The organism is uncultured Pseudosulfitobacter sp., from assembly GCF_963976325.1.
Lineage (GTDB): Bacteria > Pseudomonadota > Alphaproteobacteria > Rhodobacterales > Rhodobacteraceae > Pseudosulfitobacter.
Map to the genome: position 1 here is coordinate 412,423 of NZ_CAXBJW010000002.1, position 15,457 is coordinate 427,879.

Annotated in this window: 15 protein-coding genes and 1 pseudogene; 6 read left to right on the plus strand and 10 right to left on the minus strand. The window is 61.8% G+C overall.

Annotated features, from left to right (window positions below; all coding sequences use genetic code 11):
- The first annotated feature begins 171 nt into the window (after positions 1-171).
- The 3 genes from AAC077_RS09215 to AAC077_RS09225 are packed head-to-tail and all read left to right on the plus strand — an operon-like array spanning position 172 to position 2,652.
- Positions 172-1,023: a peptidylprolyl isomerase gene (locus AAC077_RS09215; protein WP_339768770.1), complete on the plus strand. Its 852-nt coding sequence runs from the start codon at positions 172-174 to the stop codon at positions 1,021-1,023.
- Between the two features lie 2 nt (positions 1,024-1,025).
- Entirely contained in the window at positions 1,026-2,252 is a 1,227-nt protein-coding gene (gene argJ, locus AAC077_RS09220; RefSeq protein ID WP_339768772.1) for a bifunctional glutamate N-acetyltransferase/amino-acid acetyltransferase ArgJ, read from the plus strand.
- 1 nt (position 2,253) lies between these two features.
- Positions 2,254-2,652 (plus strand): (deoxy)nucleoside triphosphate pyrophosphohydrolase, encoded by a 399-nt coding sequence (locus tag AAC077_RS09225; RefSeq protein ID WP_037922473.1) that lies wholly within the window; start codon positions 2,254-2,256, stop codon positions 2,650-2,652.
- 330 nt (positions 2,653-2,982) lie between these two features.
- Here the strand turns inward: AAC077_RS09225 and infB are convergent, their stop codons facing one another.
- The 6 genes and pseudogenes from infB to pip all read right to left on the minus strand — a co-directional run bounded on the left by infB (position 2,983) and on the right by pip (position 10,313).
- Positions 2,983-5,472, minus strand: coding sequence for a translation initiation factor IF-2 (gene infB, locus AAC077_RS09230; RefSeq protein WP_339768775.1), 2,490 nt, complete (start codon positions 5,470-5,472; stop codon positions 2,983-2,985).
- Positions 5,473-5,481: 9 nt separating this feature from the next.
- Positions 5,482-6,104: pseudogene (locus AAC077_RS09235) on the minus strand (RNA-binding protein).
- A 22-nt stretch (positions 6,105-6,126) separates the two neighbouring features.
- On the minus strand, positions 6,127-7,752 hold the full coding sequence (gene nusA / locus AAC077_RS09240; protein ID WP_339768777.1) for a transcription termination factor NusA: 1,626 nt from the start codon (positions 7,750-7,752) through the stop codon (positions 6,127-6,129).
- Positions 7,752-8,333, minus strand: a complete 582-nt coding sequence (rimP, locus tag AAC077_RS09245; protein WP_339768778.1) for a ribosome maturation factor RimP — start codon at positions 8,331-8,333, stop codon at positions 7,752-7,754. Before rimP ends, nusA begins: the two co-directional genes overlap by 1 nt.
- 151 nt (positions 8,334-8,484) lie before the next feature.
- On the minus strand, positions 8,485-9,333 hold the full coding sequence (locus AAC077_RS09250; RefSeq protein ID WP_339768780.1) for an ABC transporter substrate-binding protein: 849 nt from the start codon (positions 9,331-9,333) through the stop codon (positions 8,485-8,487).
- A complete protein-coding gene (gene pip / locus AAC077_RS09255) occupies positions 9,330-10,313 on the minus strand; it encodes a prolyl aminopeptidase (protein ID WP_339768781.1) in 984 nt (327 codons plus the stop codon). Before pip ends, AAC077_RS09250 begins: the two co-directional genes overlap by 4 nt.
- 49 nt (positions 10,314-10,362) lie before the next feature.
- Between pip and ubiG the strand changes: the two genes are divergently transcribed.
- Positions 10,363-11,109, plus strand: coding sequence for a bifunctional 2-polyprenyl-6-hydroxyphenol methylase/3-demethylubiquinol 3-O-methyltransferase UbiG (gene ubiG, locus AAC077_RS09260; protein ID WP_339768783.1), 747 nt, complete (start codon positions 10,363-10,365; stop codon positions 11,107-11,109).
- On the opposite strand, the gene AAC077_RS09265 is transcribed toward ubiG, so the two are convergent.
- Genes AAC077_RS09265 through AAC077_RS09280 form a run of 4 tightly spaced genes read right to left on the minus strand, consistent with a single transcriptional unit; the run spans position 11,106 to position 13,420 of the window.
- Positions 11,106-11,549, minus strand: a complete 444-nt coding sequence (locus AAC077_RS09265; protein WP_339768785.1) for a MarR family transcriptional regulator — start codon at positions 11,547-11,549, stop codon at positions 11,106-11,108. The genes ubiG and AAC077_RS09265 overlap by 4 nt on opposite strands.
- A gap of 13 nt (positions 11,550-11,562) precedes the next feature.
- On the minus strand, positions 11,563-12,393 hold the full coding sequence (locus AAC077_RS09270) for a carbon-nitrogen hydrolase family protein (RefSeq protein ID WP_339768787.1): 831 nt from the start codon (positions 12,391-12,393) through the stop codon (positions 11,563-11,565).
- The gene (grxC, locus tag AAC077_RS09275) at positions 12,393-12,650 is read right to left on the minus strand and encodes a glutaredoxin 3 (protein ID WP_339768788.1); all 258 of its coding nucleotides are present in this window, start codon (positions 12,648-12,650) and stop codon (positions 12,393-12,395) included. The genes AAC077_RS09270 and grxC overlap by 1 nt, the downstream gene beginning before the upstream one ends.
- A gap of 35 nt (positions 12,651-12,685) precedes the next feature.
- A complete protein-coding gene (locus tag AAC077_RS09280; protein WP_339768789.1) occupies positions 12,686-13,420 on the minus strand; it encodes a ComF family protein in 735 nt (244 codons plus the stop codon).
- 14 nt (positions 13,421-13,434) lie between these two features.
- On the opposite strand from AAC077_RS09280, the gene AAC077_RS09285 reads away from it, so the two are divergent.
- The gene (locus AAC077_RS09285) at positions 13,435-14,253 is read left to right on the plus strand and encodes a methyltransferase domain-containing protein (protein WP_339768791.1); all 819 of its coding nucleotides are present in this window, start codon (positions 13,435-13,437) and stop codon (positions 14,251-14,253) included.
- A gap of 51 nt (positions 14,254-14,304) precedes the next feature.
- The gene (hemH, locus tag AAC077_RS09290) at positions 14,305-15,366 is read left to right on the plus strand and encodes a ferrochelatase (protein ID WP_339768793.1); all 1,062 of its coding nucleotides are present in this window, start codon (positions 14,305-14,307) and stop codon (positions 15,364-15,366) included.
- Positions 15,367-15,457 lie beyond the last annotated feature (91 nt).

The following is a 15,457-nucleotide window of genomic DNA, read 5'->3' on the forward strand; positions in this document are numbered from 1 at the left end:
AGGTTGCGCAGCATCTGCTTGTCGGCGCCACGTGCAGCCCATAGATACAGGGTCAAGCCGATCCTGGCCGCGCCCATAGGGCGATGTAAGGGTCACATGAAACCGTGTCAATGTCGCGTCCGGCCACGAGGGGCCGCAGATGACGCGCCAACAACTGAACAGGACCATTCCATGCTGAAACGCTTTGCCATTCTTCCCGCCGTCGCGGTTGCCCTGACCTTGTCGCAGCCGCTGCACGCACAGGATGAAACGCCCGACCTGTCCACTGTCGTCGCCACCGTTGACGGCACCGAAATCACCCTGGGTCACATGCTGGTCGCCAAGGCGACCCTGCCCCAGCAATACCAGCAACTGCCCGACGAAGTGCTGTTCCCCGGCATTCTTGACCAGTTGATCCAGCAAACCGCGCTGGAAAAAAGCTATGAAGGCGATGTGCCCAAACGCGTTGAATTGTCGATGGAAAACGAGCGTCGTTCGCTGATCGCTGGTGAGGCCATCGAAAAGATCCTGGCCACCGCCGTGACCGACGAAGCGCTACAGGCCGCCTATGACGCGACCTATGCCAACGCCGAACCCACCAAGGAATTCAACGCCAGCCACATTCTGGTCGAAACCGAGGACGAAGCCAAAGCCATCGTCGAAGAGCTGAAAGGCGGCGCAGATTTCGCAGCCACGGCCCGCGAAAAATCCACAGGCCCGTCGGGCCCCGGTGGCGGCTCGCTGGGTTGGTTCGGTGCGGGCGCCATGGTCCCCGAATTTGAAACTGCCGTTGCGGCAATGGAAGCAGGCGACATTTCCGACCCCGTGCAAACCCAGTTCGGCTGGCATGTGATCAAGCTGAACGAAGTGCGCAACGCCGAAGCCCCCGCGCTGGAAGACGTGCGCGAAGAGCTTGAGCAGCAAGTCCGTTCCGAAGCCGTGACCGCCGCCGTTGACGCGCTGGTGGCCGACGCCGACGTAAACCGTGACGGCGCCGAAGGCATCGACCCCTCGGTGCTCAGCACTGTGACACTGGGCGAATAATCATGGCTGGCAAAATCGCACTCTCCCCGCTGGCGCCCGAACGCTTTCCCGATCTGCCGGTGGTGGACGGTGTGACTTTTGCCACCATCGCCGCCGGCGTCCGGTACGCCGGGCGCACCGATGTGATGCTGGCCAAACTGGTGCCGGGCACGGCCATCGCGGGCGTGTTCACACGCTCGTCGACCCGCGCGGCACCGGTGCTGGACTGTCAGGCCAAGCTGGGCGGTGATCAGGCCGGCGGCGCTGCGTTCCTGGTGAACTCGGGCAACGCCAATGCGTTTACCGGCAAAAAGGGGGCCGAATCCGTCCACGAGATCGTCGAGGCCGTTTCGATCAACTGTGGTGTGCCCTCGGCACGTGTCTTTACCTCGTCCACAGGCGTCATTGGCGAACCGCTGCCGCACGATCGTGTGGTGGCCAAAATGCCAGATCTGAACGACGCCCTGCGCGATGACGGCATCGCAGACGCCGCCCGCGCCATCATGACGACCGACACCTATCCCAAGGGGGCCGTCGAAACGGTCGAGGTGAACGGCAAGACCATCACCATCGCCGGCATCGCCAAAGGGTCGGGCATGATCGCGCCCGACATGGCGACGATGCTGGTCTATATCTTTACCGACGCGCGCATCGCGCAGGACAACCTGCAAGCCATCGTATCGACCGCAGCCGATCTGACGTTCAACTGCATCACCGTGGACAGCGACACCTCGACCTCGGACAGCGTGCTGATGGCCGCCACGGGTGCGTCTGATGTGGACGTGACCGGCGACGCCACCTTTGCCGACGCCGTGCACCGGCTGATGCAGGATCTGGCGTTTCAGGTCGTGCGGGATGGCGAAGGGGCCACCAAGTTCGTCGAAATCACCGTGTCGGGCGCTGACACCGCCGCCAACGCCAAGGTGCACGCCATGGCCATCGCCAATTCGCCGCTGGTCAAAACCGCCATCGCCGGACAAGACCCCAACTGGGGCCGTGTTGTCATGGCCATCGGCAAATCCAGCGCGCCTGCCGATCGCGACCTGCTGAGCATCCGCTTTGGCGACGTGATGGTGGCCGAAAACGGTTGGGTCAGCCCGCAGTATTCCGAAACAGACGCCGCCGCACATATGAAGGGTGACGAGATCAACATCACCGTTGATCTGGGACTGGGCGAGGCTGTGGCCACGGTCTGGACCTGCGACCTGACCCACGCCTATATCGACATCAACGCCGACTACCGGTCGTAAGATGAAAGTTGTTCTGGTCTCTGCCGTCGCCTTGATCGACGTGGACGGGCGCGTGTTGCTGGCACAGCGTCCCGAAGGCAAGTCGATGGCAGGACTGTGGGAGTTTCCCGGCGGCAAGGTCGAACCGGGCGAAACACCCGAGGCGGCCCTGATCCGGGAATTGCACGAGGAACTGGGGATCGAGACATGGCAAAGCTGTCTGGCCCCGCTGACCTTTGCCAGCCACAGCTATGACGATTTCCACCTGCTGATGCCGCTGTTTGCCTGCCGGAAATGGGGCGGCACACCGATGTCCAAGGAAAATCAGGCGCTGAAATGGGTCAGGCCCAATGACCTGAAAACCTATCCCATGCCCGCCGCAGATGTGCCTTTGATCCCTATTTTGCGCGATTGGCTGTAATTTTCGTGTGCGCTTGTCATCGTTTTCGAAAAAATCATCCTTTTTTTCGAGTTTTGTAATTTTTTCATGACAGATTCAGATTTATGCCTCTTAATGAAGCCATGAGCGTCTTTGGGGAGGGATAAATATGCTAAAAACAATCTTGTTGGGCAGTTGCGTATTCGTACAGGGCACTTTTGTGCGGATGCTGCCAGACGGTCGTATGAGTGTTAATCTCGACGGTCGTATTTATTCAGGCGCACCCGTCAAAGCAGCCTGACGTTAACTCACGGAAAAGAAAAAGGGACGGCGCCTTGCGGTGCCGTCCCTTTTTTTGTTTGACCTGAAGGATCACGCCAGTGTGCGTGTCACTTCTTCGCGCTCGAAAATCTCGATCACATCGCCTTCGCGGATGTCATCATAGTTCTCGAACGCCATGCCGCATTCCTGACCCGACTGCACGTCCGACACTTCGTCCTTGAAGCGTTTCAGCGTTTTCAGCGTGCCCTCGTGGACCACGACGTTGTCGCGCAGCAGACGCACACCGGCGCTGCGACGGGCGACGCCTTCGGTGACCAGACAGCCCGCGACCTTGCCGATGCCCGTGACCTTGAAGACTTCCTTGATGTTGGCATAGCCAATGAAGTTCTCTTTGATCTCGTTGCTCAGCAGGCCGGATGCGGCCGCTTTCACGTCGTCAACAAGGTCGTAGATCACGGAATAATACCGGATTTCGACGCCCTTCTGGTTGGCAGTGTTGCGCGCCGAGGCGTTGGCACGAACGTTAAAGCCCATGATGGGCGCGCCCGATGCTTCGGCCAGACCCACGTCGGTTTCGGTGATGGCACCAACACCCGAGTGCAGCACGCGCACGCGCACCTCGTCGTTGCCGATTTTTTCCATCGCCTGAACGATCGCTTCCGCAGAACCCTGAACGTCGGCTTTGACCAGAATCGGCAATTCGCTGACGTTTTCGTTTTCCTTGGCGTTCGCCATCAGCTGTTCCAGCGTCGTGGCGGCACCGGCAGCAGCGCGTTTGTCCTTGGCGGCTTTTTCGCGATACTCAGCGATTTCGCGCGCCTGCGCTTCGGTCGATGTCACGTTCAGAACGTCGCCCGCTTCGGGTGTGCCGTTCAGGCCCAGAACCTCGACCGGAACCGAAGGACCGGCTTCCTTGATACGCTCGCCCTTGTCGTTGATCAGCGCACGGACCTTGCCGTACTGCTCGCCCACAACAAAGATGTCGCCCTGACGCAATGTGCCGTTCTGGATCAGAACCGTGGCCACGGGGCCGCGGCCCACGTCAAGCTGCGCCTCGATCACGGCACCCTGGGCGGCGCGATTTGGGTTGGCTTTCAGTTCCAGCAATTCGGATTGCAGCGCGATGGCTTCCAGCAGATCGTCCAGACCGTCGCCATTGATGGCCGACACTTCCACGTCCTGCACTTCGCCCGACATTTTCTCGACGATGACTTCGTGCTGCAACAGGTCGGTGCGCACTTTGTCGGGGTTTGCACCCGGTTTGTCGATCTTGTTGATCGCAACGATCATCGGAACCTTAGCGGCCTTGGCGTGGTTGATCGCCTCGACCGTCTGCGGCATCACGGCGTCATCCGCCGCGACCACCAGCACCACGATGTCCGTCACCTGAGCACCGCGCGACCGCATCGACGTAAACGCCGCGTGGCCCGGAGTGTCGAGGAACGACAGAAGCTGACCGCTGTCGGTCGTCACCTGATAGGCACCGATGTGCTGGGTGATGCCACCGGCCTCGCCCGCGACAACCTTGGCGTTGCGGATCGCGTCCAGCAGCGATGTCTTGCCGTGGTCGACGTGGCCCATGATCGTGATGACCGGAGGACGCGGTTGCAGATCTTCGGGCTTGTCTTCGACCTCGTTGATCACCTGTTCGACGTCGGCGTCGGACACGCGGTTCACGGTGTGGCCGAATTCTTCGATGATCAGCTCAGCTGTGTCAGCGTCAATGGTTTGGTTTTGCGTCACCATCATGCCCATTTGCATCAGCGATTTCACGACATCGCCCACGCGCTCGGCCATACGGTTGGCCAGCTCGGACACGACGATCGCTTCGGGCAGGTTGACGGTGCGCGTGACCTTTTCACGTTCAACCGAACCACCCATCGCTTTTTGACGCGCACGCTCTTGCTTGCGCTTCATCGCTGCCATCGACCGCTGACGGCCACCTTCGCCACCGGACAGTGCCTGGTTCAGCGTCAGTTTGCCCGAACGGCGGCCATCGTCAGCACCCTTGTTGCGGGCATTGCGCTGGTCGGCATCGCGGTCTTTTTTGCGGGCGGCGTTGGCATCCTGCGGCGCAGGGCGCGACGGCGCGGCGCGCTGTGGTTGGTCCACGTCCGTGGGGGCCGGAGCAGCAGCAGCCTGTGCGGCAGCAGCAGCGGCTTCTTTCGCCTTGCGCTCTTCCTCTTCGGCCTTCGCCTTCAGGCTTTCCTCGCGCTCGCGCTCTTCTTGCTCTTTGGCTTCCTGCTCGGCGCGGCGACGCTCGCGATCTTCGGCGCGTGCTTTTTCTTCCGCTTCCCGTGCGGCGGCCTCTTCGACCTCGCGCGACCGGGCGGCCTGAACGGCCTTCAGGCGGCGTTCCATCTCCGCATCGGTAATCCCTGCGGGACGCTTCGCCGGATCACCCAGCGACGGGTTGCTGGTGCCACCTTTGGCCGCACCTGTCTTGGGCACCACAACGCGTTTGCGTTTGGTTTCGACGACGACGTTCTTGGTCCGCCCGTGGCTGAAACTTTGTTTCACATTCCCCGGACGCGCGCCTCCGCGCAGTCCCAATGTCTTCTTACCGTCTGTATCGCTCATCTAGCTCGTCTATCCTTCCAGATGGCCCCTGCCATCTATGCGTTTGGGCGCAAACCCTTCAGCCTTCGGGCTTCCTCTACAACACGTTGCGTGAGTCCACCAGAGGCGAGCGCCCCATGTATCACAGTTTGACGTCCGAAAGCCAAACCCAATTCATCCGCACTAAGCCAGCCAATGTAGCTGCCGTAGTGCGGAGTGCTCAATTTTGTCTTGCCACGCGCCGATCCGTCCACAGCCTGGATCAACACTTCGGCCTCTTCGGTCTGAAGCCAGGTTTTCACCTTTTCATAACCCGCCACGGCCCGACCGGACTTGCGAGACAGGGCAATCAGGTCGACAACGCGGCGTGCCAACTGGCGCTCCACCTCGTCTGCCAGATCTTCTTGCACCGTGACCTGCATCTTCGCACCACGCGAAAACAGCTTTTTGGTCACGGCCTTTTGTATCGCATCCCGGTCAGCCGCGACATAAATGCCCCGGCCCGGCAGTTTTCCCGCAATATCAGGGAAAATCTGCATGTCCGGGCCCACCACGAACCGGACCAGCCCATACTTAGGCTGAACCTCGCCCGTGGCAATGCACTTGCGTTCTGGACCGTCTTCCCGGTCTTTGGTGGCGCCACCGCGTGCCATCAGCGTTCCCCGAAGCCCGCGATCAGGCCTCGGCCTCCTCCGTCGCTTCGCCGTCCTCGTCGTCTTCCAGATCTTCATCTGTTTCCAACTCGGTCGGGTCAACCCAGCCCAGCAGAACGCGCGCGGTCATGATCATGGTCTGCGCTTCTTCCAGGCTGATGTCGAAGGGCTCCAGCACGCCGTCGTCCTTGACGCGCTCGCCGTTCACCGTGGTCCAGCCGCCGGCCAGTTCCCAGTCAGCGCAGGTTGCAAAGTCTTCCAGCGTTTTGACGTCGTCCTTGGCCAGTGCCTCGATCATTTGGGGTGTCAGACCCTCGAATTCAACCAGGCTGTCCTCGACGCCCAGTTCGCGGGCGGCGGCAAGGGCTGCTTTGTTCTGCTCGGCCAGCACGTCTTGGGCACGGGCTTGCAGTTCCTTGGCCGTATCGGAATCGACACCGTCGATGACCAGCAGTTCGTCCTGCTCGACATAGGCGACTTCTTCCAGGCTGGTGAACCCTTCGGCAACCAGAAGCTGGGCAAAGAATTCGTCCAGATCCAGATTGTCCATGAACAGCTTGGTGCGGACTTCGAATTCGGCCTGACGACGCGCCGATTCTTCGGCTTCGGTCATGATGTCGATGTCCAGACCGGTCAGCTGCGACGCCAGACGCACGTTCTGACCACGACGGCCAATCGCCAGCGACAGTTGTTCCTCGGGAACAACCACTTCGATCTTGCCCGCTTCTTCGTCCAGAACAACCTTGGTCACTTCGGCCGGTTGCAGCGCGTTCACCAGGAACGTGGGCTGGTCGTCGTTCCACGGGATAATGTCGATCTTTTCGCCCTGAAGCTCGTTCACGACGGCCTGAACCCGGCTGCCGCGCATACCGACGCAGGCACCGACAGGGTCGATCGAGTTGTCATAGCTGATCACGGCAATCTTGGCGCGCGAACCGGGGTCACGGGCCACGGCCTTGATCTCGATGATGCCGTCATAAATCTCGGGCACTTCCATCTTGAACAGCTCGGCCATGAATTCCGGCGCTGTGCGCGACAGGAAAATCTGCGGGCCGCGCTGTTCGCGGCGCACGTCCTTGATGTAAACGCGGATACGGTCGTTCGGGCGATAGCTTTCGCGGCCGATCTTCTCGTTGCGACGCAGAATTGCTTCGCCCGCGCCTACATCGACGATGACGTTGCCGTATTCCTCGCGCTTGACCAGACCGTTGATGATCGTGCCTGCGCGGTCCTTGAACTCTTCGTACTGGCGGTCACGCTCGGCTTCGCGGACCTTTTGCAGGATCACCTGCTTGGCCGACTGCGCGGCGATCCGGCCCATTTCCACGGGCGGCACTTCTTCGACGAATGTGTCACCGATCTTGGGGTCGGCCATATACTGCTTGGCCTGCTCGACGGTGAACTCGGCCTGATAGTTTTCCAGCTCGTCCTCGGAAACCACGGTGCGCACGCGGGTGAACGTGGCGCGACCGGTCTTGCGGTCGATGGCGACACGAATGTCCATCTCTGCGCCATAGCGGCTTTTGGCGGCCCGGGCGAGGCTCTCTTCCATCGCCTCGATCACCAGACCGGGGTCGATCATCTTTTCGCGCGCAACAGCCTCGGCGGTTTGCAGCAGCTCAAGCTGGTTTGCAGATGTAATTGCCATCAGTCTTTCTCCTCATCGGACCCTTCGGTCTCAATATCGTCAAATGCGTCTTCGTTCAGAACACCGGCCTGTTTGCGCTGGCGCAGCATCTCTTTGATCAGGTCGTCGGTCAGCACCAGTTTGGCATCGCTGAGCCATTCGAACTTCAGGCCGATCGTGCCCTCTTCGATGTTGATCAACACCTCGTCATCCTCGACACCGGCCAGCTCGCCCTTGAACCGGCGACGGCCGTCGATCAGCTCGTCTGTTTCCAGCTTCGCCTCGTAACCCTCGAAGGTCGCAAAGTCCTTAAGACGGGTCAGCGGACGGTCGATGCCGGGGCTGGACACTTCCAGCGTATAGGCATCCAGAATCGGGTCTTCGACGTCCAGCGTGGCGCTGACGGCGGTCGAGATTTCGGCCAGATCATCCACCTCGATCCCGCCATCGGGACGTTCGGCCATGATCTGCAAAATCGATTCCTTGCCGCTCATCAGGCGGACGCGCACCAACTCGAACCCCAGATCCTCGATCACCGGAGTGATGATCTCGGCCATGCGGCGGTCGATGGCGGCTTTGGCAATCAGGTCATTTACAGTCACGTGGTTACTTCCAAGCAGATTCTAGCAGACACAAAAAAAACGGGCGCGCGGCCCGTTGCTCTTTCTCGGTGGAGCGTCGGGTTTGGACCCCAGCGCGCCGCTGTTACAGGGCATATACGCCGACGGGCCTGCAACTACAAGCCCCCTTGGCCTACACCCGCCACCACCGTTCCGCCATACGCAGATCGTCCAGCGCGTGCCGTGTGCCGATTTCCGCCGGAACGCCGATGTCGCGGTGCACGATCTGCTGGCATCGGGCGGCGTCGGGCAGGTGCATGAACGCACGGTCATCGGCCAGCGCATCGCGGCTGGTCACGTCGGCGGCATCCACCAGACCTGCGCGCAATGCCTCGGCGCGGACCTCTTGCGCCGGGATCGACACGAACTCGACCGTATCGAACCAACCGGCACGGTTGTTCTTGTAATGATCGCTGACCCGCGCACCGATAAACTGGCGACCCGCGTCGAATTTCTGAACGCGGTACAGGCCGGTGCCCACACCCTGCGCCCGCGCGTCAGGGTCAGCGGGGCGGATCAACGCGCCGGACAGCACATAGGGCAGATCGGCCTGCGCGTGGTTCAGGTGCACAACAACGCGCCCCGCACCTTCGGCCCGCACCGTGCCGTCCACCTGATCGGCCAGACTGGCCACAACATCCTGCGCGCGCAGCGGTGTGCCATCGTGAAACCGGACACCCGCCCGCAGATCGAAACCCCAGACGCGGCCACCATCGGCCCCTTGCCAACCTGTCGCCAACGCCCCGCGCAGGCTGCCATCGGCGGCCACTTCGGTCAGCGCCTCGAACACCGTGTGCTGGGCCGCCAGCATGAACAGCCCGCCGGGGGCCAGATCCCACCCGTCGTCACGCGACGCACCGGACAAGGCCGCCCGCAAGCGCCCGCCCGAACGCGGCAAAACCTGCGCCTGAACGCCGGTCGCCGCCAGCAAAGCCGCAGCAGCACCCGACGCAAACAAGGCACGACGGTCCATCCGTTTCATCGCCGCTGCTCCGTCATGGCGATCCGGTCCATCGTCCGCACCAGCTCCGAACTGATCCCCGGTTCAGACAGCGCATGGCCCGCATTGCGTACCATCTTCAACGTGCCACGCGGCCAGCGTTGCACAATGGCATAGGCGCTGTCGGGCGGGCAGATCATGTCATAGCGGCCCTGCACCACGGTGCCCGGAATATCGGCAATCCGGTCCATGTTCGCCAGAATCTGCCCGTCAAACTCTAAAAACCCCCCATTGATGAAATAGTGATTCTCAAGCCGCGAGAACGCCCGCGCATATTCGCCCGGTGCTTCGCCACCCATACCGTTGCTGTGGATCGACGCCAGCGCGTTTTCCCACGACGCCCAGGCGCGCCCGTATTTGGTTTCTTCGATCCGGTCGCCGCTGAACAGCCGCTTGTGATAGGCCGCCACCAGATCGCCGCGCTCGTCCTCGGGGATCAGGCCGACAAAACGCGCCCAGACCTCGGGCCAGAACTTGCCGGCACCTCCGCCATAGAACCAGTCGATCTCGGCCTTGGTCATGGTGAACACGCCACGCAACACCAGTTCGCGCACGCGGTCGGGGTGGGTCTGCGCATAGATCAGCGCCAGCGTCGCCCCCCAACTGCCGCCAAAGGCGATCCACGCGTCGATGCCCAGCGCCTCGCGGATCATCTCGATGTCGTGGACCAGATGCCATGTCGTGTTGTTCTCGATCACCGCATGGGGCCGCGACCGCCCGCAGCCGCGCTGGTCAAACAACACCACGCGGAACACCGCAGGATCGAAATACCGCCGCATCGCGGGACTGCATCCGCCACCGGGGCCACCGTGCAGCACCACGACAGGAATCCCTGACGGATTGCCGCACTGTTCGACATAAATCTTGTGCCCGTCGCCCACATCCATCATCCGCTGGTCGAACGGATCGACCGGCGGGTAAAGATATTGCACTGCGCGCTTTTGATCCGGGTACTTGTCCATGACCGTCCTATATAGGGTGCAAGGAACAATTGAGCATATGGAGAGCAGAATGCAAGCGCATCAGGGCACCGTAGACCCCGCAGAAGTCGCCAAATTCGAGGCGATGGCCGCTGAATGGTGGGACCCGACGGGCAAATTCAAGCCGCTGCACATGCTGAACCCCTGCCGTCTGGACTATATCACCAGCCAGATCGCCGCCGAATTCGACCGCGACCTGAACGCACCCGACGCCTTTGCAGGCCTGCGTATTCTGGACATCGGCTGTGGCGGTGGGCTGCTGGCCGAACCGATGGCGCGGCTGGGGGCCGACGTGGTGGGCGCCGATGCCGCGGCGGGCAACATTCCCGTGGCACAGGTTCATGCGCAACAATCGGGGCTGGACATCGACTATCGCCACACCACCGCCGAAGATATGGCCGCCGCGGGCGAACAGTTCGACGCGGTGCTGAACATGGAGGTCGTCGAACACGTGTCCGACCCGCTGGCCTATCTGACCGCCTGCCGCGAACTGCTGAAACCGGGCGGGCTGCACATCTGCTCGACCCTGAACCGCAATCCCAAATCCTTTGCGATGGCGATCATCGGGGCCGAACACATCATGCGCTGGCTGCCCAAGGGCACCCATGAGTGGTCCAAGTTCATTACACCGGACGAATTGTTCGATCTGCTGAAACGCGCGGGGCTGGACCCTGTGGACCGGCAGGGGTTCGTGTTCAATCCGCTGACCTGGGCCTGGCGTCTGTCGGATCGTGATCTCAGCGTGAACTATGTCACGGCCAGCCTGAAACCGCGTTAAGCCTTATCCGCCAACTGGTTGCGCAACTCGCGCAGCGTCGGGATCGCCGCGCGCACCTGTTCCTCGCCGACCTTGTCGACCAGATCGCGAAACAGCGGCGCAATGGCCGACACCGCCGCATCGCGGGCCTGTGCACCGGCGGGGCTGATCGCCACCAGCTTGCGCCGTGCGTCGTCCCAGTCGGGACGGATGTGCACATATCCCTGCCATTGCAGCTTGCGCAGGGTGTTGGTCATGGCCCCGCGCGTCACGTTGAACGTCTCGGCCAGTTGTGCAGGCGTGCGTTCACCGTGGTGCCACGCCAGATTGTTCAGCACCGAGAAATGCGAAATTTCCATGCCCTTGGGCAGCACCCGCCCCAGCCGATTGCGCACCGTCTGGTCAGCCGCCAGAACCTCGCTGAACAGCGCGATGGCCAATGCGTCCTTGTCCTGGGTCATGCGTTCATTTTGTTCATGGTCCGTCGAATTCACGGGCGTTTTCCAGCGCCGGAATGCGGCGGCGGGCGTCCGTGACCTTGCTAATGTCCAGATCGAACACCGAAAAACCCGGCTCCGTCCCTGCATCCACTACTACATCGCCCCACGGGTCAATCACAAGGGAATGCCCATAAGTGCTGCGCTGCGGCCCCGACGTCGCCGGATGCGTGCCGGTCTGCGCAGGGGCCAGAACCCACGCGCCGCTTTCAATTGCACGCGCCCGCAACAGGCTGTGCCAATGTGCCGCCCCCGTGACCGGCGAAAATGCCGACGGATAGACCAACACCTGCGCCCCAGCCTGCACCAATGCCCGCGACAGATGGCCAAAGCGCATGTCGTAACAGGTGGCCATGCCCAGCCGAAATTCGGGCATGTCGGCCACAACTGCCGTCGTGCCGGGCCGATAGCCCGCTGATTCGCGATAGGTCTCGCCTTCGCCAATCTGCACATCGAACATATGGATCTTGTCGTAGCGCGCGCGAATTCCGCCATCCGGCCCGATCAGAAACTGCCGGTTGGCAAAGCGCCCGTCGGCATCATCCGTCTTGACCGCAAGCGATCCGATCAACAGCCAGATGCCATGCGCCGCCGCCTGTGCCTGCAACCCGGCCAAGGTGATGTCCGACGCCTCGTCTTGCAGCACCTCTTGCTGGTGTGCGCGGCGCGTCGAAATGCAGTTGGTCACCTCGGGCGTCAGCACAAACTGCGCGCCCGCAGCCACAGCATCGCCCAGCAATGCTGTGGTCTGCGCCAGATTGGCCGCCGGATCATCCCCGACGTTCAGTTGCAGCAGCGCGGCCTGCATCAGGCGGCCAGCAACGCGTCCAGCTTGCCCAGACGCTCCAGCGCATACAGGTCGTCACAGCCACCCACATGCATGTCGCCGACAAAAATCTGCGGCACGGTGCGGCCCCCGTTGGCACGCTGCATCATCTCGGCCTTGCGCTCGGGGTTGGCCATCACGTCGACTTCGGTAAAATCGACGCCCTTCTGGTTCAACAACTGCTTGGCGCGGTGGCAAAAGCCGCAGATCGGCGTGGTGTAAATTTCAACAGGTTTCATCGTTGCATCCTCGATATGGGTCAGTTGCCCCATATCTAGGTGTCTTTGGTCACCCGCGCCAGTGTCACCACGCACACCCGCCCTGCACCAGACGCACGAATGGCGCGCGTCGCCTCGGCCAGTGTCGCGCCTGAGGTCATCACGTCATCGACCAAAATCACCGGCCGACCTGCCGCGATACGGTGCCCTCGCTTCGGGTTAAGCTTCAAAACCCCATCAAGCACGGCGCGCCGCTGCGTACGGTCCAGCTTGTCCAGACTTCGGGTGCGGCGAATCCGAACCAGAAGGTCGGGACAATAGGACAGCTCTAACCGCTTCGCCATCGCATCGGCCAACAAGGCAGACTGATTGTACCGCCGCGCCAACATGCGCGTCCAATGCAGCGGGATGGGGGCGACCAATGTATCCGGGGTCACGATGTCGCGCACCGCGTGGGCCATCCACCCCGATGCGGGCACCACGACCTCTTGCCGGTCCGCGTGTTTCAGGCTCAGCACCAGAACCCGCGCCCGATCGCGATAGACCAGCGCCGCGCGTCCCTGATCCCACGGCGGTGGATCGCGCAGACAATCGTCACAATGCGCGACATCCACGCCCTGTTGCCCCGGCAATGGTCCCCCGCACGAATCGCAGATCGCCCCGCCGACAAAAGGCGTGTCCCGCCAGCAGATCCCGCACAGGCCAAAGTCGTCATTCACCACCACGCCGCAGCCCAGACACCGCGCCGGATAGATCAGGGAAAGGGCCGTTTGTAACCGCGTCGCAACCATTCTATCTAAGCTCCATGAACGCACATGCTCCTTTGACCGACACCGCCGCCCTGACCGCACACCGCAAACGCGTGCGGGCCGATGCGATGTTCCTGCACCAGACGGCGCGGGACGAAATTCAGGATCGGCTGGAACTGGTTAACAGGACATTTACGCAGGCTGCCGTGGTGACTGGTTTTCCCCAATTCTGGGACAACATTGCGCCAGGCCTCACGATTGTTTCCGATAGCGAAACATTGGACCTGCAACCCGCCACACATGATCTGGTGATTCACGCGATGGGCCTGCACTGGGCCAATGATCCGGTGGGCCAGTTGATCCAATGCCAGCGCGCGCTGAAACCCGACGGGCTGTTTCTGGGCGTGTGCTTTGGCGGGCAAACCCTGAACGAATTGCGCGCCTGTCTGGCCGAGGCCGAAGTTGCGCAAACCGGCGGGCTAAGCCCCCGCATCGCCCCGATGGGCGAGGTGCGCGATCTGGGGGCGTTGCTGCAACGCGCAGGCTTTGCCCTGCCGGTGGCGGATGTGCTGACGCAACGGGTGGAATATAAATCCCCCCTGCACCTGATGCACGACCTGCGCGCCATGGGCGAAACCAACGCGCTGACCGGACGGCTGCGCAAACCCACCCGCAAGGCGGTGATGATGGATGCGGTCGCACGCTATCAATCCGCGTTTGGTACAGATACGGGCCGAATACGTACAACATTCGACCTGGTGTTTCTGGCCGGATGGGCACCGGACGCCAGCCAGCCCAAAGCCCTGCGCCCCGGGTCGGCGCAACAGCGGCTTGCGGATGCGCTCAATGTCGCAGAGCGGCCCTTGCCTGATTGAACTCGGGCCAAAACCCTCTATGTCTCGGACACCTGAACAGCGGAAACAGTCATGCCCGATACAAAAGCCAACGCCCAACGCCCTGCCCACGCCGCACCCGATCACCCGGCCGTCCCGTCCGAGCGTGTCGGGATTCTGCTGGCCAATCTGGGCACGCCGGATGGCTATGACTATTGGTCGATGCGCCGCTACCTGGGCGAATTCCTGTCCGACCGCCGCGTGATCGACTATTCGCCGTGGCTGTGGCAACCGCTGTTGCAGACGGTGATTTTGACAAAACGGCCCTTCACGTCCGGCGCCGCCTATAAATCCATCTGGAACGAGGATGCGAACGAAAGCCCGCTGCTGACCATCACCAAGGCGCAGACGGCCAAGATCGCGGACGCGATGCAGGCGCGGTACGGTGATGCGGTCATGGTCGATTACTGTATGCGCTACGGCAATCCGTCCACCGAATCGAAGGTGCGCGCGTTGATCGAAGCGGGCTGTCGCAAGATCCTGTTTTTCCCGCTGTATCCGCACTATGCCGGCGCCACGTCGGCCACCGCCAACGATGCGTTTTTCAGCGCCTTGCAGAAAGAAACCTGGCAGCCGGTCGCGCGCACGGTGCCGCCCTATTTCGACCGCACCGATTACATCGACGCGCTGGCCCAGTCCATCGAACGCGGCTATGCGCAGGCGGACCAGCGGCCCGATATTCTGCTGTGTTCCTATCACGGGGTGCCGCAACGCTATCTGATGCAAGGCGATCCATATCACTGCCAATGCCAGAAAACGACGCGCCTGCTGAAGGAACGGCTGGGCTGGGACGACAGCCAGATCATGACCACCTTCCAGTCGAAATTCGGCCCCGAGGAATGGCTGCAACCCTATACCGTGGAAGAGGTCGCACGGCAGGCCAAAGCGGGCAAGAAACGCATCGCCGTTTGCGCGCCTGCGTTTTCGGCGGATTGCATCGAAACGCTGGAAGAGATCAACGAAGAGATCAACGAAAGCTTTGAACACGCGGGCGGCGAAAGCTTCACCTATATCCCATGTCTGAATGACGAGCCTGCGCACATTCAGGCGCTGTCTAACGTGATCGCGGAAAACCTGCGCGGCTGGCTGGATTAAGGTCAGCCGCCCGGCCGGCACCACCCGGGGGTGATCCCGGTTTTGACATAGCGTTGGACATAAAAAAAGGCGGTACCGAAGCACCGCCTTT